The sequence below is a fragment of the Thiocystis minor genome (genome assembly GCF_016653465.1).
Lineage (GTDB): Bacteria > Pseudomonadota > Gammaproteobacteria > Chromatiales > Chromatiaceae > Chromatium > Chromatium minus.
On record NZ_NHSQ01000092.1, the window covers coordinates 1 to 24,497 of the forward strand.

Below are 24,497 nucleotides of genomic sequence, written 5' to 3' on the forward strand. Positions count from 1 at the left end.
GCGTCCCCTTCGCCCCAGCGCACGCTCTCCTTGATCCCGGGACGCGTGCCGTCGGGGTCTTTCGGCTCCCGCGCCCACATCCAGGCATCCACCACGCCCAGCGGCTCGCGCTCGGGGGTGATGGCGTACGTGGGGTGCAAGTACATCCCGCGCTGCGCCTCGAAGCTCAATGGACCCAGACCGTCGATGGCCTGGCCGTTGAAGTTCAGCTCGGTGGTGTCCTGCAGGCACAGCACCACCGGCTGGGTCGCCATCCGTTCGCGCGTGCACTGGCGATGCGGCTCCAGGATGTCCATCCAATCGAGCGTCTCCTGGGACAGAAAGCGATACGCCGCCTGGGTCTCCGCCCAACCAGTGCACGCGCCCGGAAGGCTCGCCGTGGGTCGCTCGGCCAAGCGCTCGACCAACTGCACCGCCCGTCGGTCGCGGCGTGCGTCGCCCAGATCAATCCCGCGAAATTCGTCTTCTGCCCAGCCCATGCGATCCCCAATGAACGTGAATGCTCAAACCGATTTTACCCGCACACGGGGAGTTGTGTGTAATGGGATAGATTTATCGCCATGTTCGCCAATCCGTTGCCTTTTATTGAGCGTTATGTAGAAGACCTGGATGTCGCGTTGAAGCGCCATGTGCCGGAGCGAGGGTTGAGTCGCGACCAGCGACGGTGGCTGAAGTTCTGTCTGATGGGGCTGCTGTTGACCAATACGGTGTGCTGGTCAGCCTTTGAGCGAGCGGGACTCGGGGGTATCGGTTCAGCGCGTTGTCGTGGATGTTCCGGCACGCCAAAGTCGTCTGGGAGCGGGTCTGGCAGAGCAGTGTCGAGGTGGTGCTGGCGCAGTATGGGATTCGCGAAGGGGTGTTGAGCGGCGACGACAGCGCGCAGCCACGCGCCAAGCGCACGAAGCGGATTCATCGGGCTCACAAGGTTTACGACAAGAAGACTGGCGGGTATTTCAACGGCCAGGAATTGGTCTTTTTGGTGTTGATCACGCCCACGGTGACGGTCCCCGTGGGAATTCGCTTCGCCTGCCCGGATCCCAAGCCAATCGCGTGGCGCCGAGAAGAGCAGCGGTTGAAGGCGTTGAAGGTGGCGAAAGCCCAGCGTCCGCCCCGGCCGGCGGCGGATCCGGCCTATCCCGGCAAGCGCCAATTGCTCTTGGAACTGATCGCGGCTTTTCGCCAGGCCCATCCGCAGGTGCGCATCCAAGCGGTGTTGGCCGATGCGCTGTACGGGACGCAGACATTCCTGGATCAGGCGAGCGCCGCATGCGATGGCGCCCAGACGATCAGCCAATTGCGCGGCAATCAAAAGGTGCGCTTCCGGGGCCGGGAGCGCCCGCTGACGGCGTTCTTCGCGGCGTATCCCGGTGTGCCGCAGCCGATTCGCCGCCGTGGGGGCGAAGCCATCACGGTGACGGTCAGCAGCGCCCGGGTGCATGTCTGCGCCCACGGCAAGAAGCGCTTCGTCATCGCCCTGCAGTATCCGGGCGAAACCGAGGCGCGCTATCTGGTCGCCACGGAGTTAAGCTGGCGGACGCTTGACATCGTCCAAACCGACACCTTGAGATGGCTGATAGAGGTGTTTCTGGAGTATTGGAAGCTCAATGCAGGATGGGGGCAATTGGCCAAACAGCCGGACGAAGACGGGTCAAGCCGAAGCCTGATCCTGAGCCTGCTGCTCGACCATGCCCTCCTCCTTCACCCCGAGCAACGAACCCGCCTGGAGCATCAGGCGCCCGCGTGCACCGTGGGCAGCCTTCGACACGCCTGTCGGGGTGATGCCGTGGTCGATGTCGTACGAGGACTCTTGACGGCAGAGGATCCGGCGGCCGAACTCGCGCAGTTTACCGAACGGGTCAAGGCGTTGTTTCCGCTCGCCCCCTCCAGCAAGCATATGAGTGGTCGAGACCGGGGCCGGCAAGAACTCACTCCCTCCTTACGCTACCGCGCGGAACAGGTCTGTGCCCACGCCTAGCCCAGGCCGAGACTGAAAGTCAAACCCGAAAAACTCGAAGATCGAGTTTCACGAATAAAGACTTTCACGCTTTTTCGATGTCGGTTTTTAAACGCTTCATCGGCGATAAGTTCTTGACTGGTTTCAACGGATTGTTTTTTTAAACATGCTAAAATCTCTACTAAGGGATAATTTTTAGCTATTATACAAAAAGTTGCGCTTAACTTAATGGCAGTGAGCCGGCACCTGGGGAGTCCGACTTGCAGTCGGACGAATCGGCAGGGCCTCCCGCACCGTCGGTTGGCTTCGCCACGGCCGACAACATGTCGGCGACCCCAGGTGCCGGCTGCAAGCCGGCGCTCCCAGGTTTCGCCTCGCGCCTAGAGTGCGTCAACATGGTTGCCGAATTGGCTGCCCACTCAAAACGACGGCGGCCATTGCCGACGCGACTTAAGCGGTTTAATTGTTCTGAATCACGATGCGCGGGAACTTGGCGGCGTAATCCTTGGCCTGCAACGACAGCTTAGCGGCGGTCTTGCGGGCAATCTCGCGATAGATCTCGGTCGCGCGCGATTCGGGTTGAGCCACCACGGTCGGCTTGCCGCTGTCAGTCTCCTCGCGGATGTGCAGTTCCAGCGGCAGCGAGCCGAGCAGGTCAACGCCGTACTGGTCCGACATGCTCTGACCGCCGCCGGAACCGAAGATCGGCTCCTCATGACCGCACTTGGAACAGATATGGATGCTCATGTTCTCCACGATCCCGAGCACCGGCACCTCGACCTTCTGGAACATCTTCAACCCCTTGCGGGCGTCCAGCAGTGCAATATCCTGGGGCGTGGTGACGATGATGGCGCCGGAGACCGGCACCTTCTGCGCCAGCGTCAACTGGGTGTCGCCGGTACCCGGCGGCAGGTCGATGACGAGATAATCCAGATCGGCCCAGTTGGTGTCGTTCAGCAACTGTTCCAACGCCTGGGTGACCATGGGGCCACGCCAGATCATCGGGGTTTCCTCGTCGATCAGAAAGCCGATCGACATCGCCTGAAGGTGATAGCTGTTCATCGGCTCCAGGCTTTTGCCGTCCTTCGACTCCGGCTTGCCGGTGATCCCGAGCATGCGCGGCTGGGACGGGCCGTAGATGTCGGCATCCAGAATACCGACGGTCGCGCCCTCGGCGGACAGGGCCAGGGCCAGATTGACGGCGGTGGTGGACTTGCCGACACCGCCCTTGCCGGACGCGACGGCGATGATGTTCTTGACGTTATCGATGGGCTTGAGCGACTTTTGCACCGAATGGGCCTTGATCTCCCAGCTCACATCAACGTCTGCCGCGCTCACCCCCGCGACGCCCAGAACCTTCTCTTTGACCGCCTCGGCGATGGCCGCCTGAACGCCCTTGGCCGGGAAGCCCAGCACGACCTTGACCCGCACCTGACCGCCCTCGATCGCGATGTCCTTGATGGAATGCGCGGCGATCAGATCGCGGCCCAGATGCGGCTCTTTATATTCCTTGATCGCGGCTTCGATGGCTTCTTTCGTGGGTTCGGACATGGGGTACTCCAGTGACGGTAGACGCGCCCGGCAACCGCCGGAAGCGCGAAGAAAGTGGCACGTTCACGCAACGAATCGTGAAAACGTCCGTGGCATGCAAGCGTTGTCGGTAGCATGGTATCAGCAGTTGCTAATTCAACCCCAGCTTCGACACGGCTTCCCGATGCTCGTAACCACAAAGAACGTGAATGCATGCCCGAGGGATGGGAGAACGTCGTCGTCACCTCGCACTTCAAGGTCTATACCCCGGACATCAGCCGTCTCGATGCGCGCTTCTTCCGGCTGCTGCTGCAAACGAAGGATTTCAAGAATTGGCTTTGGGCTAATCGGTCTGGCGCGGATGGTCGTACCGAAGTCAAGCTCGATGTGTTTGAAATGCTTGAAATCCCACTACCACCGATCCGGGAGCAAACCGCGCTTTGTGATGCCTATTCCACCGCTCTCTATCATGCCCCCAGGCTGGAGCAGGAAGCCCAGACCGTCGAAGACGCTGGAGTCAGCGCCTTTGAAACCGCGCTCGGCGTAGCCGCGCCGCCACCCCCGCCGGAGCGCCTGGTGTTCGTGGCGCGGTTCAGGGACATCGAGCGGTGGAGTCATGAGGGGATTTTGCGAGCAGCCTTGCAGCCAAACGCATCGACAACGCGGATTTGGCCTGTGACGCGATTAGGCAACGTGGTTGCCGATCTCGAAAACGTTTGGAGCCCAAAGTGCCACGATCACCAGGCAGGGAAAGACCGCTGGGGCGTCTTGAAACTTGGCGCAGTGTCGTTCGGGATCTTCGACCAAAGCCAGAACAAGGAACTGCCGGAGCGGCTTTCACCTCGCGCGGCCTATGAGGTCAAGAGTGGCGACGTGCTGATCAGCCGCGCCAACGTCGTCCGGTACGTCGGCGCTTGCGTCCACATTGAAGAAACGCGATCCAGACTGATGCTGTGTGACAAGATTTTTCGCCTGCGTTTTCGCGAAAACAGTCGGTTACTACCGAGGTTTCTCCCCGAGGTGATGCGGTTGTGCAGCGTGCGGGAACAGATCGAGGCGCGACTGACGGGAACTTCGCCGACCATGAAGAACATCTCCAAGCCCGCGCTCTTGGATCTGAGCTTTCCCTTGCCCGAACTCGAGGATCAGCAGGCATTGATAACCGACCTGACAACGGCCCGCCAAACCGCCACCGCCAAACGCGCCGAAGCCCGCGCCCTGCGCGCCTCCGCCTGGACCGCCTTCGAGTCCGCGCTGTTCGCAACCGGCGACCTACCCGAGCATCAAAGCCCGCCGCGTCAGGAAGCCGCCGACGGATCGCTCCCAAACGGCCCTAGCGCCGCTTGAACGCGACGCGAGAACGCTCGGCACGCTCAGTTCAAAAACGCCAGACCAGCGGGGCGATAGTGATCGTCAGCACCGCCATCAGCAGATTGAGCGGAATGCCAATCCGGAAATAATCCGAAAACCGATAACCGCCTGGTCCATACACCATCAGATTGGTCTGATAGCCGATCGGCGTGGAAAAACTGGCGGACGCGGCCATCATGATCGCGATCGCAAAGGGCATGAAACTCACCCCGAGCGCTTGGCTGGTCGAGAGCGCGATCGGAAACATGAGCACAGCGGCGGCATTGTTGGTGATCAGCTCGGTAAACAGCATGGTCACGAGATAGACAACCGCCAGCGTGACCCAAGGATCGCCCTGAGCGAGCTGAACCATATTTTCGGCGATGAAGCGCGCGGCGCCGGTTTTTTCCAGGGCGAATCCCAGCGCGAAAGAGGCCGCGATGGCGATCAACACCTTCCAGTCCACGGCGGCCCGCGCCTCGCCGCTGTTGAGGCAACGAGTCACCAGCATGAGACCGGCGGCGGCCATCGACGCCTGCAGCATGGGCAGCCACTCCAGGGTCACGGCCAGTACCATCGCCGTGAGGATGGCGATGGCAATCAGCGCCCGGTTTTGACGCAGCGGCCGGGAGTCGGGAACCCGGCTAACCAGAAAGAAATCGCGCGAATTATGCTGACGGTCGGCAAAGCCGGGGTCCGCTTCCATCAGCAGCGTATCGCCCGGCCGCAGCACGATATCGCCGATCTTGCCCTGGATGCGCTCGCCGTTGCGCGCGACCGCGATCACGGCGGCATCGTAGCGATTGCGGAAACGCCCCTCGCGGATGCTCTTGCCGATCAGCGGGCAACTGTCCGAGACCACCGCCTCCGTCAGACAGCGTTCCGGGCGCGGCACATCGAGCTTGAAGACCTGGTCGCCGGCGGGCACCAAACCGCGAAAGCGCTGGAGATCCAGTACCGAATCCACCACGCCCACAAAGACCAGCCGATCGTTGGACTGAAGCCGCTGATGGGGCGCGATGGCGGGCAGTACCTCGCCATCGCGTTCGAGTTCCAGCAGATACATGCCGGGCAAATGACGCAGTCCAGCCCCTTCGATGGTCTTGCCGGCCAGCGGGCTGCCCGGCTCAACCAGCATCTCGACCGTGTATTCGCGCGGATCGTCGAGGTCGCTCATCACCGGCTTGCGGTCCGGCAGCAGCCAACGTCCGAAGAAGGCCAGATAGAGCATGCCGATCAACGCGGCCGGAAGACCCACCCAGGCGATGTCGAACATGCCCAGGCCCGGTAGCCCGCCGTGCTCGATCATCAGTCCGTTCACCACCAGGTTGGTACTGGTGCCGATGAGCGTGCAGGTGCCGCCAAGGATCGCCGCATAGCTGAGCGGGATCAGCAGTTTGGAGATCGGCAGCCGGTTGCGGCGCGCCCACTCGTTAACCGCCGGCAGAAACATTGCAACGACCGGCGTATTGTTGAGAAAAGCACTCATCGTCATCACCGGCGCCATCAGCCTGAACTGTGCGCGCGCGAGCGTTTTGGGCCGGCCCAGCACGCCCTGCGCGAGCCAGGACATTGCGCCCGTCTCGCGCAGACCCGCAGCGACCACGTAAAGCACCGCCACCGTGACCATGCCCTCGTTGGACAGTCCGGCTAGCGCCTCGGCGGGGGTGAGGACGCCGGTCAGCAGCAGGAATGTCACGCCAGCAACCAGCACCAGATCGGCGGCGAGCTTGGTCAGCGCCAGCGAACCGATCACGAGCACCACCACCGCGATAGCGAGCCAGGCATCCCAAGTCATCCAGTGTCTCCAGTTTCTTTCGGTGATATTCGGAAAAGCTCGCCCCGACGAATCGGTGTCCAATCAGGATCAGGATTCACGGGATGTCGCAAGAGTAGCAGGATTTTGAAGAGGGGATTTCCGCTCCCGCGCATCTTGAAAAATCCGGTCATCCTGTCCATTCCTCAGACCGCACTCAGTCAATCGGCCGCTGCCTCCATGGTCCAGCGGTCGCTGCTCATGCGATACTTTAGCCTTTGATCGAGCCAGCCGAGTCACCCATGAGCCAACCCCGCGACATCCTGATCACGAGCGCCCTGCCCTACGCCAATGGGCCTATCCATATCGGTCATCTGGTCGAATATATCCAGACCGACATCTGGGCGCGCTTTCAGAAGATGCGCGGCCACCATTGCTGGTATGTGTGCGCCGACGATGCGCACGGCACACCGATCATGCTGCGCGCGCGCCAGGAGGGCATCACGCCCGAGGCGCTGATCACGCGCGTCTCTGCGGAACATCAGGCCGATTTCGCGGATTTTCGGGTCGGGTTCGACAACTATCATTCCACCCACTCGCCCGAAAACCAGCATTTTGCCACGCTCATCTACGAACGGAATCGCGACGCCGGACACATCGTCAAGCGCACCATCACCCAAGCCTATGACCCGATCGAACGGATGTTCCTGCCCGATCGTTTCATCAAGGGCGAATGCCCCAAATGCGGCGCGGCGGATCAGTACGGCGACAACTGTGAGGTCTGCGGGGCCAGTTACTCGCCCGCCGAGCTGAAAAATCCGCGCTCGGCAGTCTCGGGCGCGGTGCCCGAGCAGCGCGAGTCCGATCATTATTTCTTCCGGCTGGGCGATTTCGAGGAGATGCTGCGGGTCTGGACCCGTGACGGCCTGCAAAAGGAGGTGGCCAACAAGCTCGACGAATGGTTCGACGCCGGGCTTCAGGAGTGGGATATCTCGCGCGACGCACCCTATTTCGGCTTCGAGATCCCCGACCATCCGGGTAAGTTTTTCTATGTCTGGCTGGACGCACCCATCGGGTATCTGGCGAGTTTCAAGAATCTGTGCGACCGCACCGAGGGGCTGGATTTCGATCATTATTGGGCCAAGGACTCGACCGCCGAGCTGTATCACTTTATCGGCAAGGACATCATTTATTTCCACGCGCTGTTTTTCCCGGCCATGCTCCACGGCGCGGGCTTCCGCACCCCAAGCGCCATCTTCGCTCACGGCTTTCTCACCGTGGACGGTCAGAAAATGTCCAAGTCGCGCGGCACCTTCATCAAGGCGCGGACCTACCTGGATCACCTCAACCCCGAATATCTGCGCTACTACTTCGCCGCCAAGCTGGGGCCGAATGTCGACGACATCGACCTGAATCTGGAGGACTTCACCGCGCGGGTCAACGCGGATCTGGTCGGTAAGGTGGTCAATATCGCCAGCCGCTGCGCCGGTTTCATCGGCAAGCGCTTCGCGGGCCGGCTGTCGGGCGCCTTGTCGGAACCCGCGCTGTTCGCCGAGTTCGTCCAGGCCGGCGACGCTATCGCCGACGCCTACGAGCGGCGCGAATTCAGCCGCGCGGTGCGCGAGATCATGGCCCTGGCCGACCGCGCCAATCAGTACATCGACGAGAAAGCGCCCTGGGTGGTCGCGAAACAGTCGGGGCGGGATGCCGAGCTGCAAGACATCTGTTCCATGGGGCTCAACCTGTTCCGGCTCCTGATCGGCTATCTGCGCCCCATCCTGACTGGCACCGCCGCCGATGCCGAGGCGTTTTTGCGGATCGAGCCGCTGACTTGGGCGGCACTCGCCGACCCGCTGCTAAACCATGAAGTCGCACCCTTCAAGCCCTTGATGATCCGCGTCGAGCCGGCGCAGATCGCGGCCATGCTGGAGGCGTCGAAAGAAGACCTAAGCGCGACTGGCGCGACAACGACCGTGACGGACGAACCCAATCCGCACCTGACGCGCGACCCCATCGCCGAGCCGGTCGATTACGATACCTTCGCCAAAACCGATCTGCGGATCGCGCTCATCCGCGAGGCACAATGGGTCGAGGGCGCCGACAAACTGCTGCAACTCACGCTCGATCTGGGCGGCGAAACCCGCAACGTCTTCGCCGGGATCCGCTCGGCTTACGATCCCAAGGATCTGGAAGGGCGGCTGACGGTGATAGTCGCTAATCTGGCCCCGCGCAAGATGCGCTTCGGTGTCTCGGAGGGCATGGTTCTGGCCGCTGGACCGGGCGGGAAAGACCTCTTCATCCTGAGCCCGGACAGCGGCGCCGAGCCGGGGATGAAGGTCAAGTAGCGGGTTCATTGCTGCCGTTCATCCAAATAAAGAGCAGTCGAACCGGAAAAAACAGAATGCCGGATTTAGGTTTCTGGTTCGACAAACTCACCACGAACGGATTACATTTAGCCCCGGCGTCTTACGGACATCCTCTTAAAAGACAACTCCAGATCCTCAACCTGGCGGGATGGAACCTAAACATGCTGACTCCAAGGCTTCGCGAGACCGAGACTGTCGGCAGGGTTCTGTTCCTGACGCCGGACCGGGACGCCGCCGCCGCGCTTCAGGCGACGCTGAACCGTCGCTCGATTCGGTGCGAATCCTGCGCGACCCCAGCCGACGCGATGGCGCGATGCGCGATCGAGCCCCCCGCCCTGCTGCTGATCGATACGCGATCGGTATCCGAGCCAGAGGATCTCGGCCCGCTGGTTGCCCGCATCCTGGCTGGCCAGCCGACCGCGTGCCCACTGATCGTCCTGGCCCACCGCGAGGATATCCGTTTCCGGCTCGCCGCCATGCGCGCGGGCGCCGAGGTCTATCTGCCGCTCCCGCGAGACACTGGAGAACTGGCTGATCGCCTCGCGCAGCTGCTCGGCGCACGTCGGGAGACACCGGACAAAATCCTGGTCGTCGACGATCAGCCGGTCGCCGCGCTGTTTGCCTCCCGGATTCTGCAGGGCGCGGGCATGGTCACCGAACGGGTCTGCGACCCGCTGGAGGTGATGCAGGCGCTTGATCGCTTTGCCCCGGATCTCGTGCTGATGGATCTGCACATGCCGGGCGCGTCCGGAATCGAACTCACCGGCATCATCCGCGAAGAGGACCGTTTCGCCGATCTGCCGATCGTTTTCCTGTCTTCCGAGCTGGATCCGGAACAACAGATCGCGGCACTGCGGATCGGCGGCGACGATTTCCTCGCCAAACCGGTCGCGCCCGGCCGCTTGGTGGAATGCGTGCGGCAGCGGCTTCACAAGGTCAGGGAACGGGCGCGCCGACAGCAGGGACCGGAGACCATCGACCGACTGACAGGGTTGGCGACACGCGAACGGCTGTTAAAACGACTCGATCAATTGATCGGCCTGACACGGCCTGGCCAACCGCCAGGCGACCGGCGAGGCGCCAATGCCGGCCAGTCCGGACAACGCGGTCTGGTGTATCTGGAATTGGCCGGCGGCACGGAAGCCCTGGAGCGGGTGGCTGAGGTGGTCGCAGGCCGGATCGAGGAGGGCGATTTGGCGGCGCGGGCGGGCGAACTCGCGATTGCCGTGCTGATTCGTCGCGACACGCATCTGACGCTGGCCCAGTTCGCCCAGGCCCTGACCTATCAGGTTGGACAAGCGCTGGCGGATGGCACCTCGACCGCGGACCTGGGCGGCGGCTGGTATCCCCTGGTCGGCGGCTGCAATGACTCGGTCACGCTGCTCTCGCGCGCGGGCAAGGCCGCGCGCCTAGCCTTGCGGCGCGGCAACCGTGATCTTGGCCACTATCACCGCGGGGATCAGGCCGCGGAAGACCGAACGCTTCAGTCCGCGGTTCTGCAGGCGATCCGGGCCAGCCGCATTCAACTGCTGTTCGAGCCCATCGTAGCCTTGACCTGTGCCGAGGGAGAGCGCTATGAGGTGACGCCACGCGTGCGCCTCGGCGATGGAGAACTGCTCGCTCCGGCCGATTTCGCCCCGCTCCTGGTCCGGGCGAATGCTGGCGCCGACCTTGATCGCTGGCTGTTGACCGCTGGACTCGATGCCATGCGGGATCGACTGATCGCCGGCAAACCGGTCCAGCTTTTTATTCATCAGTCGTTTGCGGTCGTGGCGAAAGAGGATTGGGTCGATTGGGTACGCGACCAGATCAATGACCGAGATCTGATCCGGCTGAGACCTATCCTGCAGCTTGAAGTCGCCGAGGCGAACGCCCATCTGGAACTCGCCAGTCAACGTTCGAGCCAACTCAACCGGTTGGGAATCCGGATCTGTCTCAATGGGATCGACTTCAGCGAACGGAGCAGCCGTGTCCTCCAGGCGGTTTACGCAAACTTTGCGCGGATCGGCAGGCACGTCGTACAAGGGCCGGAAGCGGAATCCATTACCTGGCTTATTCAGTCCGCCAAGGCCTCTGGAGCCAAGGTCATCGCCACCGGCGTGGATGGACCGGATGCCGTTGGGCGTCTCTTTAGCGCTGGCGTCGACCTCATCCAGGGGCCTTATGTTCAGCCGCCAACCGGCAGCATGGACTACGATTTCATTGGTGCCAAAGCAGGGAGTACGATGCGCGAGACGTTCTAACGCGCATGCCCCCACTCACGGAAGATCGAGCATCAGTTCGATGCGTCGGTTTAACATCGACATCGGTATATACATGAATCTCGATGCGCGTAGAGTCGATGGGCTTCTAATCCCCCATCGGGGTCGGTTCATACACTAGATTCCAGCATAGCTCCGCATCCATTGCAATATCAGCAATTTCCACTTCCTCGTCTTGGTTGAATGGCGGTTGCCGCTCGCTGGAACTGGAACTCTTGAGCAATTGCTCATCGCTCAACTCGGCCAAAATGGTTTGCACATGCTCCCGACCGAGTCGATGCAGTTCCTCAAGGCTGGCATGGAGCAAGAGGCGGCTAGCGAATTTATTAATTAATCTTGGGATTCCCTGGCTGGCATGATGAAGTGCGCGCACGGCGTCAGCCTCGATGACGGGATCGCCGGACCAGCCAGCGCATTGCAGGCGATGAGCGATATAGTTCCGGGCGTCTTCCAGCGGCAAAGGCTCAAGGTGACAGGTACAAAGAATGCGCTGATGCAACTGTTCCAGTTCGGGAGTGCGAATCAACTCGGTGAGCGCTTCCTGCCCAACCAGGAAAATTTGCAGCAGAGGCCGCCCCTGCAAGCGCAGGTTGGTCAACAGCCGCAATTCCTCCAAGGCGCTCGCCGGAAGCGTTTGAGCCTCATCGACAATCAGGAGCGTTTTTTGGTGATGGCGCATCCGTTCCTGGAGACGACCTTCCAGTAAATTCAGGATCGTTGCTTTATCGAGGCCGTTGGCCTCGATGCCAAATGCGAAGGCAACCCGCCGCAACAGGTCATCGCCCTGGACCTGCGCGCTCTCCAGGCGCACGCTGAGCGTGTCAGAATGCTCCAGATCGCCGAGCAGATCGTCGATCAGGGTTGTTTTTCCCGTGCCAGATTTGCCAGAGACGACGACGAATCCTTCGCCGTGCTTCAAGGCATACTGAAAATACGCCTTCGCTTTGGAGAAACCTCGATGCTTGAAACAGAAGCGGGCATCCGGGCTGAGCCGGAAGGGATCGTCGGAAAAACCGTAATACTCTGTATACATGGCTCTTGAGAGGCGGTCCGTAGGGCGTTTGTCGGCATTGTCGGGGGGCATGCTCGACCTAGTGCAACTGTGCGAAAGTCCCAAGACCGTCTTCAGGTCGTTGTCCTTTTCCTTTTCCTTGTCGTTGTCGTAATCGAATATTCGCCATGTCGAGACCACGATCACGATCACGACAACGAGGAGGCATCGGTCTCGGAACTTGAGCAGCGAAGCACTAGGGGAATTTGTCCGCGGCGCTCGCGTAGAATATCACCCGTTCACCCCATCGTGCGTCATACAACCCAGACGTGACTTCCGCAACCGATAAATTCATCGCAAGCCGATTGTCGGATCCGCAGTGCACTCTGGCTGCCGGCACGAATCCACTTTCCTTCGGTACGCCAGATCCACCTTGAATTCACGCCTCCTCCCCACCGAACACGACCTGGATCGCTGTCTGATCCGCGATCGCCAATCCTTCCGGTCACGACTGCGCGGGCTGCGCAAACGCGAGCGGCCGCACCCTGAGCGGAGTCAGCAGGCTGCCCAGCCCTTCGATCAGAGACTAGCGAAACTCTGGCTGGACATCCAGCAATCCCAGGCGTTGCTAGAACGACGCAAGGCCCAGGTGCCGAGGATCCAGTATCCCGAGGAACTGCCGGTCAGCGAGCGCCGCGTCGAAGTGGCCGAGTTGATCGCCCGTCATCAGGTGGTGGTGCTATGCGGCGAAACCGGCTCGGGCAAATCCACTCAGCTACCCAAGATCTGTTTGGAACTGGGGCGCGGGCTGGCCGGACGCATCGGTCACACCCAACCGCGACGGATCGCCGCGCGCACCCTGGCCAGTCGGATCGCGCAGGAACTAGGCGCGAGCGCGACCGATCGCGGGGGCGATCCGATCAACAGTCTGGTCGGCTACAAGGTGCGCTTTCATGACCGAATCCGTCCCGAAACCTGTATCAAGCTGATGACCGACGGCATCCTGCTGGCCGAAATCCAGCAGGACCGCCTGCTCACCGAGTATGACACGATCATCATCGACGAGGCCCATGAGCGCAGCCTCAACATCGATTTTCTGCTCGGCTATCTGCGCGGCATCCTGCCGCGCCGCCCGGATTTCAAGCTGATCGTCACCTCGGCGACCATCGACCCGCAGCGGTTTGCCGCCCATTTTGCCGACGACCAAGGCCAGCCCGCGCCCATTATCGAAATCTCGGGCCGCACCTGGCCGGTCGAGGTCCGCTACCGTCCGCCAGCGGACGACGAACACGCCGGCGAGCGCGACGACGCCATGCAGCAGGCGATCTCGGACGCGGTTGGCGAATTGGCCCAGGTCGGGCGCGGCGACGTGCTGGTGTTCCTCTCCGGCGAACGCGAGATCCGCGAAACCGCCGAGACGCTGCGCAAGCACCACCCGCCCGCGACCGAGATCCTGCCGCTGTTCGCGCGCCAGGGGCCGCAAGAGCAGGCGCGCATCTTTCAGTCGCACAGCGCGCGCCGCGTCATCCTGACCACGAACGTGGCCGAAACCTCGCTCACGGTGCCCGGCATCCATTATGTGATCGATCCCGGATTCGCGCGCATCAGCCGCTACAGCCATCGCACCAAGGTCCAGCGTCTGCCGGTCGAGCGGATTTCGCAGGCATCGGCCAATCAGCGCAAGGGACGTTGCGGGCGCATCGCCTCCGGCGTCTGCATCCGGCTCTACCGCGAGGACAATTTCGAGTCCCGCGCCGACTTCACCGAGCCGGAGATCGCGCGCACCAACCTGGCCGCCGTCATCCTGCAAATGAAGATGCTCGGTTTCGGGGCCGTCGAGCGTTTTCCTTTCGTCGACCCGCCCGATTCCCGGCTGGTCGCCGATGGCTATCGCACCCTGGAGGAACTGGGCGCGCTCGACGCCCGCGGCGAGCTGACCACGCTCGGGAAGCAGCTCGGACGTCTCCCGGTCGACCCGCGCATCGGGCGCATGCTGCTCGCCGCCGTGGAGCATCGCTGTCTGGCCGAGATGCTGATCATCGCGGCGGCACTGAGCGTGCAGGATCCGCGCGAGCGTCCGCTCGACAAACAGCAGGCCGCCGACGAAATCCACGCCACCTTCCGTCACCCTGAGTCGGATTTCCTCACCTTCGTCAACCTCTGGCGCTTTCTCGACAAGGAACGTCACGAGTTGTCGCGAAACAAATTCATCAAACTCTGCCAACGCCATTTTCTCTCCTGGAACCGGGTCCAGGAATGGCGCGATATCCATGCGCAACTGCGCGAGCAGATGACAGAGATCAGTTATCAGATGTCAGGTGGCAGTTGTCAGTCAGCAGGCAACAAAAATCGCGTGACCGATCATGGTCAACTGCCAACTGACAACTGCCAACTGACAACTGACAACATCCACCGCGCCCTGCTGACCGGTCTGCTGGGCAACATCGGTTTCCGCGAAGCCGAGCGCGAGTTTCAGGGCGCGCGCAACGGTCGTTTCTTCATTCATCCCAGTTCCGCGCTCTTCGCCAAACCGCCGAAATGGGTGGTGGTCGCCGAGCGGGTCGAGACGACGCGCCAGTACGGGCGTATCGCGGCCCAGGTCCAGCCGGGTTGGATCGAGGACGCGGGCCGGCATCTGCTCCAGCGCAGCTATTCCGAACCGCACTGGCAGGCTAAATCCGGTCAGGTCGCGGCCTTCGAGAAGGTCACGTTGTTTGGCGTCACGCTGGTTCCGAAGCGGCGCGTCAACTATGGCCCCATCAATCCCGCCGAGGCGCGCGAGATCTTTCTGCGCTTCGCCCTGGCCGAGGGCGATTTCGAGACCCGCGCGCCCTTCTGGCGTCACAATCGCGAGCTGATCGAGTACGTTCATCACCTGGAGGCCAAATCGCGCCGGCGCGACATCCTGGTGGACGAGGAGGCGATTTATGCCTTCTATGCCGACCGCGTGCCGACGGGCATTTACTCGACGCCTCAGTTCGAGAAATGGCTGCGCCAAGCCACGCGCACGGACCCCAAACTGCTGCATCTGCGCATGGCCGATCTCATGCTGCACGAGGCGGCGGACGTGACCGAGCAATCCTTTCCCGACAGCCTGCGCATCGGCGCCACCGCGCTGCCCCTGGAATACCGCTTCGAGCCCGGCGATGCCGCCGACGGCGTCACGCTCGTCGTCCCGCTGCCGCTCGTCAACCAAGTCTCCAGCGAACGGCTCGACTGGCTGGTGCCGGGTCTGATCGAGGAGCGCATCGTCGCCCTGCTGCGCGGTCTGCCCAAACCGCTTCGCAAGACTTTCGTGCCCATCCCCGACACCGCCGCCCGACTGGTCGCGCGCCTGAAGCCGTCCGACCGACCGCTGATCCAGGCGCTGTCCGAGGCGTTGAAGGCCATGACCGGCATCCAGGTGCCGGAGGATGCCTGGGATCCGTCCGTCATCCCCGAGCACCTGCGCATGAAGATTCGGCTGGTGGACGAGACCGGCAAACCGCTCGCGGTTGGCGACGATCCGGTTCAGCTCAAGCGCCAGTTCGGCGGTCAGGGCCGGCAGGGTTTCAGCCAGCAGTCATCCAGCCCGATCGAACGCGAGGACATCACCCGCTGGACCTTTGGCGATCTGCCCGAGCAGGTCGATCTGACCCGCGCCGGCATCCGGCTGCGCGGCTATCCGGCGCTGGTCGACCGCAGCGACCGCGTCGCTATTCAGATTCTGGATTCAGCGGAGAGCGCCGCGGCGGCGCAGCGCGCTGGATTGCGGCGACTCGTCATGCTGCATCTCGGGGCCGATCTGCGCCAACTGCGCAAGCAACTGACCGACCTGGATCGGATGCGTCTGCAATACGCCAAGGCGCCCAGCGCGAAGAACCCCGGCGACTCAGCGACGCAGGAGACTGGAAACCCGAGCAAGAGCCAGTCGAGCAAGGAGTTGGATCTGGCCGACGAACTGATCGCGCTCATCCTTGACCTGACGTTCATCGAAGGGCTGCCGCTCATCCGAACTCAAGCGGTCTTTGAACAGCGCCTGGCCGCGCGTAAGGATCGACTCTTTCCCACCGTGACCGAGGTCTGCAAGCTGATTGGCGGCATCCTCGCGTCCTATCACGATCTGCGCCGGCGTCTCGCCGGTATCACCCAGATCAACTGGATACCCTCCGTGCTCGACATTCGCGCACAACTCGACGCGCTGATCTTTCGCGGTTTCCCGCAGCGAATTCCCTTCGCGCATCTCAAGGACTATCCGCGCTATCTCAAGGCGATCGACCAGCGGCTGGAACGCCTAGCGCATGCCCCCGGCCGCGACCAACAGTGGATGCGCGAGATGGACGAGATCCAAACCCGCTGGCGCAAGCGCGTAGCGGAGCGTCAGCGTACCCTGAGCGACACCGACGGGGATCCGCGTTTGGACGAGATTCGCTGGCTACTGGAGGAACTGCGCATCGCGCTCTTCGCCCAACAGCTCGGCACCACCGTTCCGGTCTCGGTCAAACGCATTCAGACCCGTTGGTGCGAGTTGGGTTTGTGAAACCGGGAAAATCCTAGAGTCGTCCACGAAAAACACGAAAAGGCACGAAAATTTATTATTTTTCGTGGATTTCGTGTTTTTCGTGGACAAATAATAATCGGCAAATGGGACAACTTGAATGACCACCAATATTTTATTCAAGGATGAGTGCTATCTGATCCAAGGCGCGATTTTTGATGTTTACCGGGAAATGGGCTGCGGCTTTCTCGAAGCGGTTTATCAGGAATGTCTGGAAAAAGAACTCTTGGCACGCGGCATTCCCTTTGTCGCACAACAGTCACTCACGTTGACGTATAAAGGCGAACCACTTCGCCAACTATTCAAACCCGACTTGATCTGCTTCAACTCCATCATCGTCGAACTCAAAGCCCTGTCCGCGCTCAACACCCAGCACACCTCCCAGATCCTGAATTATCTCAAAGCGACCGAACTCAGACTCGGCCTCCTCGTCAATTTCGGCTCTCACCCCAAAGCAACCATCCAAAGAATCATCCTGTAATGATTTTTTGTGTCTGTTCGTGCCTTTCGTGGACAAAAAACAAGGGACCTCGGTTTAATGCAGGGTCGCCGGCGGTTCGCCTTCCCCGTCTTTTCCTGGAAGCAGATCGGCAAACCGCCCGCGCACGTCGGTGAAGTGTTGGAAGTTGGGCGGGGCAAAGGTCCGCCGCTTTTTTGAAACGCCTTTTGGCTTGAGATTGCACTGCGCCACCCAGAGTCCGTGGCGCGTTTCCAGCGTGAAGGAGACGCTGTCCACCGCGTAGGGCGAGGCGCCGATCGAGCCATAGCGCTCCAGGATCGCCTCGAACTGACGCGCCTTGTCCGGCGGCAGGGTCCAGGCTTCCATCAGGACGAAGACGAAATCCGCCTCATGGAGTTCGGCGATTTGCCGGATCGCGGCGACGGACTGATTTTTCTCCGCCTCGCTACTGGTCTGCAACACGATCGGAGTGGTTCGGCCAGTGGTCAGATTGCCGACGAAGGCAATGGGCGTCAGTGACTCGCCCTGTTCGAGCAGGCCGCGAGCCACCTCGATCAGCGGGTCGATGATGTCGCGATAGGCCGAGGGCATGGCGCTCATGCGGAATCCTCCTTCTGTTCACATCGCTGAAATCGGGTTCACCGCTTGCGGGTGGTGAACTCCTTGAGTCGCTGCCGCTGCTTGACCTGACGCGGGGTGAGCTGATTGCGCCGGCCCTGAAAAGGATTGTTTCCGGTCTTGAACTCCAGCCGCAGCGGAGTGCCGAGCAGCTTGAGTTCCTTGCGGAAACGATTGATCAGATAACGCCGGTAGGTCTCGGGGACCGCTTCGGTCTGATTGCCGTGGATGACGATAATCGGCGGATTGCGTCCGCCCTGGTGGGCGTAGCGCAGCTTGATCCGGCGCCCGTGCACGATCGGCGGCTGATGCTCCTGCACCGCCGCTTCCAGCAGGCGTGTCAGCACCGGCGTCCCGAGATCGCGGGTGGCGTTGGCGTAGGCATGCTCCACTTCGTCGAGCAGAAGCCCGACGCCGCTGCCGTGCAGCGCCGAGATCAGATGCAGTTTGGCGAAGTCCAGAAAGGCGAGCTTGCGTTGAAACTGACTCTTGACCTGCTCGCGCTGTTCGGTGTCCAGTCCATCCCATTTGTTGATGGCGACCACCAGCGCCCGGCCGCTTTCGATGATGTGCCCGGCGAGCGTGGCGTCCTGTTCGCCGATGCCCTGATGGGCATCAATCACGAGAATGATGACATTCGACGCCGCGATCGCCTGGAGTGTCTTGATGACGCTGAATTTCTCGATCGCCTCCTGAACCCGCGCCCGGCGGCGCAGTCCGGCGGTGTCGATCAGGGTGTAATGTCGGCCCAGCCGCTCGAAGGGGATGAAAATGCTGTCGCGGGTGGTGCCGGGAAGGTCGAAGGTGACCAGACGCTCCTCGCCAAGCAAGCGGTTGATGAGGGTCGATTTACCGGCATTCGGACGCCCGACGACCGCCACTCGAATACCTTCTTGAGTGTCCTCGCCATCGATCGAGCCCTCCGCCTCGGGCAGTTGCTCGAAGACCCGATCGATCAGCTCGCGGACCCCATTGCCCTGGGTGGACGACACCGGCCAGGGCTCGCCAAGACCGAGCCGATGAAAATCGGCGGTGGCGAAGGTGGGATCGGTGGAATCGCTTTTGTTGACGACCAGCGTGATGGGCTTGCCCAGCCGGCGCAGACGCTGGCTGATCTCGATGTCCTCGGGGGAACAGCCGTCGCGCGCGTCCACCATGAACAGCAGGTGGTCGGCCTCGTCGATGGCGCGCAGCACCTGGCGTTCCATCAGTGCCTCGACGCCCTCGGGCGCGGTGCCGATGCCGCCGGTGTCGACGATCACATAGGGTTTCGGCCCGATCTGACCGACCCCATACTGCCGATCACGGGTCAGTCCCGGAAAATCGGCGACCAGTGCGTCACGGGTGCGGGTGAGCCGATTGAACAGGGTCGACTTGCCCACGTTGGGACGGCCGATCAGGGTGATGACGGGAAGCATGGGCGTTGGGCTCGATGGCGAATGACGGATGGAGATATAAGGAATCGCAACGGGTCTTCCGATCGGTGCGGGCAATGTCCGGAAAACCGCCTCCGCGCGGATCGACCGCGGCTCATGGCGCCTCGTCGGAGGATGCAACCGGTTTGTCGACGGGCACAGCGGTTTGGGTTGCGTCGGCCCCCTTGTCGCGCCCCTTGGACACGGACGACGCACCAACGGTCAAGGCGGCGAGCGTGCCGTCTTTCGCATAAACGTAAAGACGTCCGCCAGACACCAGCGGGCGCGCCGTGATTCCGCCCTTTTTGCTGATCCGAGTCCGGCCAACCAGACGCCCGTCGGATTGGTTGAGCAGATGCAGATAGCCTTCCAGATCGCCGACCGCGAGCAGATTGCCGACCAGTGCCGGGGCGGTGAGTTGACGATAGAGCAGGTTTTCCTGTTTCCAGCGCCCCGCGCCGGAGTCCAGGTCAGCCGCCCAGATGCGATCCTGCGAGTCCGTGACGAAGAGACCGGTTCCCTCGGCGGCGAGCCCGGCGTGAGCCGACAGTTCGCGACGCCAGAGGACTTCGCCGGTGGTGGCGTCGACGGCGGCCAGGTCGCCGTTATAGGAACCGACGTAAAGGGTGTTGCCAATCAGGATGGGATCGGCGTCGATGTCGGCGATGCGCGCGAGTTCCGAGCGGCCGCTCGGGCGCGAAACGATAACCTCCCACAACGGCGTCCCATCCTGTGGATCGAGTTTGATCAGTTTGCCGCCGGACAGACCGACGACGATCCCGCTCGGCGTCATGGTCGGGGTACTGCTGCCGCGCAGGGTCAGGACCGGCGCGGGATAAGCGATCCGCCACAGCTCCTTACCGGTCGCGGCATCCAGGCCGTAGAGGGTATCGTCCAGCGTATGAACGACGAGCTTGCCGTCTCCGGTGAAACGCGGCACCGACAGGACTTCGCTGCCGAGAAGGGCACGCCATTGCTCGCGACCGTCCTGCGTGGACAGGACGAGCAACTCACCCTGGCTGGTGCCGAGCGCCAGGCGGTCGCCCTCGACATCCGGTCCGCCGCTGAACGTCAGGCCGGTCTCGCGTTCCCACAGGATGCGCCCCGTCTCCGCCGCGATCGACACCACGCGACCGCGCGCGTCGGCGACATACAGATGGCTGGCCGCAAGCGCGGGCACGAGATAGAGACGCCGTCCGTCGCTGCCACGCGTGGGTCGCGCCGACCAGAGCACGTTGACCGCGACTTCCTGGACGACGCTGGAGAGTTTGGTCGGTGGCGTCGGATCCTTATCCTTGCCAAACCAGGGGATGGATCCGCATCCCGCCAGCAACGCGGCCAAGAGAACCGCCCCTAGACGCGTGAGCGTCGATCTGCATTGGAATCCCATGTACGCGTATCCGTGACGGAAGTTCGTGAATCATGAACGATGAATCGTGATGACTGGAGGGTTGTGTGCGCGATCCACTCGGTCTGTCCTCGCGCCCGACTACCCGGCGGGGAGGTTGTCGAGCTTGAGTCGAATCAATTGCGACAGACCGCTGCCTTGCTCGATCGCCTGTTCGTAGGCCGCACGCGCGGCGGCCGCATCGCCGCGCGCGGCGGCGAGATCGCCCCGGACCGCGGCGAACTCGCCGGCGAAAGCGGGGCTGTTATCGTGGGCGGACAGGGTCGCGTCAGCCTCGTCCAACTGACCTTCGGCAACCTGGATGCGCGCCAGCCGCAGGGCCGCGATACGGGCGATGGCCGGATCCGGCGCCTTGCCAATCGCCTCGCGCAGCACGCGCATGGCGGCGGCGCTATCGCCCGCCTGATAGAGCGCCTTGGCCGCGACCAGCTCGCTTAAGCTTGCATAGGGCGTGGAGCCGAATTCGTCTTTCAACAGTTCCGCCTGCTTAACGACCGCCTCGGGTTGACTCATGGCGGCGTTGGACAGCAACTGCTCGAAGGCGGAGGACGCCTGACCGGCGACACGCTGCTGATGATCGGTCCAGAAACGCCAGGCGTAGATGGATCCGAGGCCAATCGCGGCGCCGGCGATCACGGACAGGCCGTTTTCCTTCCACCACTTTTTGATGGCCTCGACTTTTTCTTCGTCGGTTTCGTAACTCACTGCGTTCTCCGTCAGAAAGAAGATGCGTCGGATGGGTAGAGCGAAGCGAAACCCATCGCCAACCGCTAGCCTAAAAACGCCACCAGCTCATCGAACCCCAGTTCGCGTTGCTCGCCTTCCTCGCGCAAGGGTTTGACGCCAAACACGTCGCGTTCCAGTTCCACCTCGCCAAGCACCAGCGCGTAACGCGCGCCACTCCTGTCGGCTTTTTTGAACTGACTCTTGAAACTGCCGCCGCCACAATGAGTCATCAACCGCAGCGCGGGAACGGCATCGCGGAGCCGTTCGGCCAGCATTGGGGCGGCCTGTTGCGCCCGGTCGCCGACCGCGACCAGATAGGCATCGACCGGCGGCTCGGCGGCATGTCCGGCGAGTTCCAGAAGCTCCACCAAACGCTCCAGCCCCATCGCGAAACCGACCGCCGGCGTGGACCGACCGCCGAGTTGTTCGACCAGACCGTCGTAGCGTCCGCCCGCGCAGACGGTGCCCTGGGCGCCCAGATCGTCGGTGATCCACTCGAAGACGGTGCGATTGTAATAATCCAGTCCGCGCACCAGACGCGGGTTCACCAGATAGTCGACACCGGCCTCGTCGAGCCCGTGGCGGATCCGCTCGAAATGGCTGCGGGTCGCCTCGCCCAGATGGTCCATCAGCGAGGGCGCGGCGGCGACGATCTTTTGGGTCTGAGGGTTTTTGGAATCCAGGACGCGCAGCGGATTGGTGTGCAGACGCTTGCAACTGTCCGCGTCGAGCTGATCGGCATGGGCGCCGAGATAGGCGACCAATTGCTCGCGATAGGCCAGACGTTCGTCCGGATCGCCGAGCGAATTGATCTCCAGCCGAAATCCATTGAGACCGAGGGTGCGCCACAGACGCGCCGTCAGCAGGATCATTTCCAGGTCGATGTCGGGGCCGTCCAGACCGAAGGCCTCGACTCCGATCTGATGGAATTGCCGATAGCGCCCGCGCTGGGGGCGCTCGTAGCGGAACATGGGACCACGGTACCAGAGCCGCTGAGGCTGGACCAGCAAACCGTGTTCGATGGCCGCGCGCACGCAGCTTGCCGTGCCCTCCGGGCGCAGACTCAGGCTGTCGCCATTGCGGTCCTCGAAGCTGTACATCTCCTTTTCGACGATATCGGTCACTTCGCCGATGGAACGCTTGAACAGGTCCGTCACCTCGACCAGCGGGGTGCGGATCTCGGCGTAGCCGTAGCCGGAGAGTACCTGGCGCGCCGTGTCCTCGATCCGATGCCAGATCGCGATGCGTTCGGGCAGAATGTCATGCATCCCCCGGATAGCTTGAATATATTTAGTCATGCTTGGTCATTGCGGATTCACCGGGTCGAGCGTAAAGCGCGCCACATTGCCGCGCGAGCGGGCCATGACATCGAAGGCTTTCCCGCCAACGATCATCCTGGTAGCCGATGCGTTACCGATCACGAACTTATAGGGCGGCTGGCCTTCCAATACGCGACGGTCGCCCTCGCGCATCTCACCGTTGAGCATGACATTTCCGTCGCTGCCCATCACGCTGATCCAGGAGGCGCCGGAAAATTCGAGCATGACCTCGGTGGACATCGCGGCCGCCGGTTCCTCGTCGGTGTCCGCGAGCAGCGGCCCGCTCGCCTCTGGCTGGGGCGGGTTTGACACGCGTTCGGGTTCTGCCGATGCAGGTTCAGACAGTGGGTTTGGTTCTGGAGCATTTTGAGCGATGGCAGGCGTCGGATCCAGCGAGTCCGCCGAGGATTCTTCAACGGGCGCCGACATCGGCCGCTCCGGCAGAACAGGCTCGGACGCTTCCTGCTCTTCCAGCGGAATGAGATCGACGGCTGGCGCCGTCTTGTCCAGACCGGATTCGTCATCCTTCGTCCCAGTCTGGGCCGAGCCGAACAGCGAGGGCCAAAAAGCCGAGCCGGACTCGGCCCCTTGCCCGGCGCGGTTCTGCCACCACAGGATCGACAGGCCGATGACCGCACCAACCATGATCAGGCCAATCAGGCGCGCCGGCAGCTTTCCGGAGCGGCCCGCGCGGCGTGGTTGGCGCACGGGCACAACCGTAGCGATCCGCTCGTCGGCATGCGCCGTCGCGGCGTGGTAGGCGTTGACGATCGAGGTTGGGTCGAGCCCGATCAAACGGGCGTAATTTCGAAGGTATCCAGCGACATAGACAGGTGCCGGGAGCGCCTCGTAACGATCCTGCTCAAGCGCCTCCACGACATCGTTGCGCAGATGAAGCTGCGTGGCAATGCGTTCGATTTCGATCCCGCGCGACTGACGCTGTACCCGCAGCCGCCGGCCAGGGCTTTCGGCGAGATCGACAACGTTGTGATCGTTCGATTCGCTAGCGGTCATTTGATTCATCATGACGGATCCCTACAACTCTCGGGTTTTGGGCGCTTGTGGGAAATTGGTTTTCAGTACCTGATCGTAGTAGTCCGCACGCTTGCGGTTGCCAAGCTTGCGCTCAACCTGCGCCCCGATGACGAGTGCGCGATAGGAGGTTGCGGGAGTGCGAACCGTACTTGGCTCGAAATACCGATCCAGATAGCCCTTCGCGGCCTGCGCGTCGCCGGCGTTGTACTTGAACTCGGCCAACCTGGCCAGCGCGGGACCGAAATTCGGATTCGCGGCGATGGCCGCGCGATAATACTCCTCGGCCTTGCTGGCATTGCCCGCGCTGGCGGCACAGTTGCCGGCGTTGGTCATGGCGATCCAAGGCGTCGAATAGAGCGGGTTCGCCAGCGCTTTTTTAAATTGTTCATCGGCCTCCGCATACCGCTTCTGGCGGCACTCGTAGGAACCGTAGGCATAGCGGACATCCGAATTGTTGGGCGAGAGCTTCAACGCCTGTTCATAATGCTGCCGGGCGCGCTCGGCCTGACCGATCTCCTCGTAGAGAAACGCCACCCAGACGTGGGCGCGGGGATATTTCGCGTCGGCCTCGATGGCCTGCTGGGCGCGCCGAAAGGCAACCTCGGTCTGGCCGCGGTTGTAGTATTCCTCAGCCATGCGGACGTAAAGCTCGGCGGGGCTGTCCTCGGGATCCAGCCCGAGCGACTCGTCGTTTTGCTGGATGGTTTTCTTACCGCCGCAGCCGGCCAGCAGGAGACAGAGCCCGACGATCATGACAGATTGAAGCATGTG

Annotated in this window: 17 protein-coding genes; 6 read left to right on the plus strand and 11 right to left on the minus strand. The window is 62.2% G+C overall.

Translation table 11 applies throughout. The features are described from left to right. Positions 1–491, minus strand: a 491-nt coding sequence (locus CCR95_RS13705) for an IS4/Tn5 family transposase DNA-binding protein (RefSeq protein ID WP_476718525.1), incomplete at its 3' end; no start/stop codon positions are given. Positions 492–769: 278 nt separating this feature from the next. Here CCR95_RS13705 and CCR95_RS13710 point away from each other — a divergent pair. Continuing rightward, positions 770–1,975, plus strand: coding sequence for a transposase (locus CCR95_RS13710; RefSeq protein WP_242523241.1), 1,206 nt, complete (start codon positions 770–772; stop codon positions 1,973–1,975). A gap of 438 nt (positions 1,976–2,413) precedes the next feature. Here the strand turns inward: CCR95_RS13710 and apbC are convergent, their stop codons facing one another. Beyond that, positions 2,414–3,505: an iron-sulfur cluster carrier protein ApbC gene (apbC, locus tag CCR95_RS13715; protein ID WP_201095287.1), complete on the minus strand. Its 1,092-nt coding sequence runs from the start codon at positions 3,503–3,505 to the stop codon at positions 2,414–2,416. A 114-nt stretch (positions 3,506–3,619) separates the two neighbouring features. On the opposite strand from apbC, the gene CCR95_RS13720 reads away from it, so the two are divergent. Continuing rightward, positions 3,620–4,831 (plus strand): restriction endonuclease subunit S, encoded by a 1,212-nt coding sequence (locus CCR95_RS13720; protein WP_207188627.1) that lies wholly within the window; start codon positions 3,620–3,622, stop codon positions 4,829–4,831. Positions 4,832–4,862: 31 nt separating this feature from the next. On the opposite strand, the gene CCR95_RS13725 is transcribed toward CCR95_RS13720, so the two are convergent. Continuing rightward, on the minus strand, positions 4,863–6,632 hold the full coding sequence (locus CCR95_RS13725; protein WP_201095290.1) for an SLC13 family permease: 1,770 nt from the start codon (positions 6,630–6,632) through the stop codon (positions 4,863–4,865). Between the two features lie 260 nt (positions 6,633–6,892). Between CCR95_RS13725 and metG the strand changes: the two genes are divergently transcribed. Together metG and CCR95_RS13735 are read left to right on the plus strand one after the other, a co-directional pair. Then, positions 6,893–8,935 carry a methionine--tRNA ligase gene (gene metG / locus CCR95_RS13730; RefSeq protein WP_201095298.1) on the plus strand — a complete coding sequence of 681 codons (2,043 nt, stop codon included), beginning with the start codon at positions 6,893–6,895 and terminating at the stop codon, positions 8,933–8,935. A 182-nt stretch (positions 8,936–9,117) separates the two neighbouring features. Further along, positions 9,118–11,199, plus strand: a complete 2,082-nt coding sequence (locus CCR95_RS13735; RefSeq protein ID WP_201095300.1) for an EAL domain-containing protein — start codon at positions 9,118–9,120, stop codon at positions 11,197–11,199. A 106-nt stretch (positions 11,200–11,305) separates the two neighbouring features. Here the strand turns inward: CCR95_RS13735 and CCR95_RS13740 are convergent, their stop codons facing one another. Beyond that, positions 11,306–12,250, minus strand: a complete 945-nt coding sequence (locus CCR95_RS13740; protein ID WP_201095302.1) for an ExeA family protein — start codon at positions 12,248–12,250, stop codon at positions 11,306–11,308. A gap of 391 nt (positions 12,251–12,641) precedes the next feature. On the opposite strand from CCR95_RS13740, the gene hrpA reads away from it, so the two are divergent. Together hrpA and CCR95_RS13750 are read left to right on the plus strand one after the other, a co-directional pair. Beyond that, positions 12,642–16,727 carry an ATP-dependent RNA helicase HrpA gene (gene hrpA, locus CCR95_RS13745; protein ID WP_201095309.1) on the plus strand — a complete coding sequence of 1,362 codons (4,086 nt, stop codon included), beginning with the start codon at positions 12,642–12,644 and terminating at the stop codon, positions 16,725–16,727. A gap of 118 nt (positions 16,728–16,845) precedes the next feature. Continuing rightward, positions 16,846–17,226 carry a GxxExxY protein gene (locus CCR95_RS13750; protein ID WP_201095311.1) on the plus strand — a complete coding sequence of 127 codons (381 nt, stop codon included), beginning with the start codon at positions 16,846–16,848 and terminating at the stop codon, positions 17,224–17,226. A gap of 54 nt (positions 17,227–17,280) precedes the next feature. Here CCR95_RS13750 and CCR95_RS13755 read toward each other — a convergent pair whose 3' ends face one another. The 7 genes from CCR95_RS13755 to pilW form a co-directional block, all read right to left on the minus strand. Further along, entirely contained in the window at positions 17,281–17,805 is a 525-nt protein-coding gene (locus CCR95_RS13755) for a hypothetical protein (protein ID WP_201095313.1), read from the minus strand. A gap of 38 nt (positions 17,806–17,843) precedes the next feature. Beyond that, a complete protein-coding gene (gene der, locus CCR95_RS13760; RefSeq protein WP_201095315.1) occupies positions 17,844–19,241 on the minus strand; it encodes a ribosome biogenesis GTPase Der in 1,398 nt (465 codons plus the stop codon). A gap of 112 nt (positions 19,242–19,353) precedes the next feature. Continuing rightward, positions 19,354–20,628, minus strand: coding sequence for an outer membrane protein assembly factor BamB (bamB, locus tag CCR95_RS13765; protein WP_201095317.1), 1,275 nt, complete (start codon positions 20,626–20,628; stop codon positions 19,354–19,356). Between the two features lie 99 nt (positions 20,629–20,727). Beyond that, entirely contained in the window at positions 20,728–21,351 is a 624-nt protein-coding gene (locus CCR95_RS13770; protein ID WP_201095319.1) for a tetratricopeptide repeat protein, read from the minus strand. A 65-nt stretch (positions 21,352–21,416) separates the two neighbouring features. After that, the gene (gene hisS, locus CCR95_RS13775) at positions 21,417–22,670 is read right to left on the minus strand and encodes a histidine--tRNA ligase (RefSeq protein WP_201095321.1); all 1,254 of its coding nucleotides are present in this window, start codon (positions 22,668–22,670) and stop codon (positions 21,417–21,419) included. A 6-nt stretch (positions 22,671–22,676) separates the two neighbouring features. Next, positions 22,677–23,705: a RodZ domain-containing protein gene (locus CCR95_RS13780; RefSeq protein ID WP_201095322.1), complete on the minus strand. Its 1,029-nt coding sequence runs from the start codon at positions 23,703–23,705 to the stop codon at positions 22,677–22,679. A 21-nt stretch (positions 23,706–23,726) separates the two neighbouring features. Further along, positions 23,727–24,494, minus strand: a complete 768-nt coding sequence (pilW, locus tag CCR95_RS13785) for a type IV pilus biogenesis/stability protein PilW (protein WP_242523242.1) — start codon at positions 24,492–24,494, stop codon at positions 23,727–23,729. Between the last annotated feature and the right edge of the window lie 3 nt (positions 24,495–24,497).

Coding starts and splice junctions, on each gene's coding strand:
- CCR95_RS13710 (WP_242523241.1), top strand. CDS start 770: ATGTTCCGGCACGCCAAAGTCGTCTGGGAGCGGGTCTGGCAGAGCAGT.
- apbC (WP_201095287.1), bottom strand. CDS start 3,505: ATGTCCGAACCCACGAAAGAAGCCATCGAAGCCGCGATCAAGGAATAT.
- CCR95_RS13720 (WP_207188627.1), top strand. CDS start 3,620: ATGGTATCAGCAGTTGCTAATTCAACCCCAGCTTCGACACGGCTTCCC.
- CCR95_RS13725 (WP_201095290.1), bottom strand. CDS start 6,632: ATGACTTGGGATGCCTGGCTCGCTATCGCGGTGGTGGTGCTCGTGATC.
- metG (WP_201095298.1), top strand. CDS start 6,893: ATGAGCCAACCCCGCGACATCCTGATCACGAGCGCCCTGCCCTACGCC.
- CCR95_RS13735 (WP_201095300.1), top strand. CDS start 9,118: ATGCTGACTCCAAGGCTTCGCGAGACCGAGACTGTCGGCAGGGTTCTG.
- CCR95_RS13740 (WP_201095302.1), bottom strand. CDS start 12,250: ATGTATACAGAGTATTACGGTTTTTCCGACGATCCCTTCCGGCTCAGC.
- CCR95_RS13750 (WP_201095311.1), top strand. CDS start 16,846: ATGACCACCAATATTTTATTCAAGGATGAGTGCTATCTGATCCAAGGC.
- CCR95_RS13755 (WP_201095313.1), bottom strand. CDS start 17,805: ATGAGCGCCATGCCCTCGGCCTATCGCGACATCATCGACCCGCTGATC.
- der (WP_201095315.1), bottom strand. CDS start 19,241: ATGCTTCCCGTCATCACCCTGATCGGCCGTCCCAACGTGGGCAAGTCG.
- bamB (WP_201095317.1), bottom strand. CDS start 20,628: ATGGGATTCCAATGCAGATCGACGCTCACGCGTCTAGGGGCGGTTCTC.
- hisS (WP_201095321.1), bottom strand. CDS start 22,670: ATGACTAAATATATTCAAGCTATCCGGGGGATGCATGACATTCTGCCC.
- CCR95_RS13780 (WP_201095322.1), bottom strand. CDS start 23,705: ATGACCGCTAGCGAATCGAACGATCACAACGTTGTCGATCTCGCCGAA.
- pilW (WP_242523242.1), bottom strand. CDS start 24,494: ATGCTTCAATCTGTCATGATCGTCGGGCTCTGTCTCCTGCTGGCCGGC.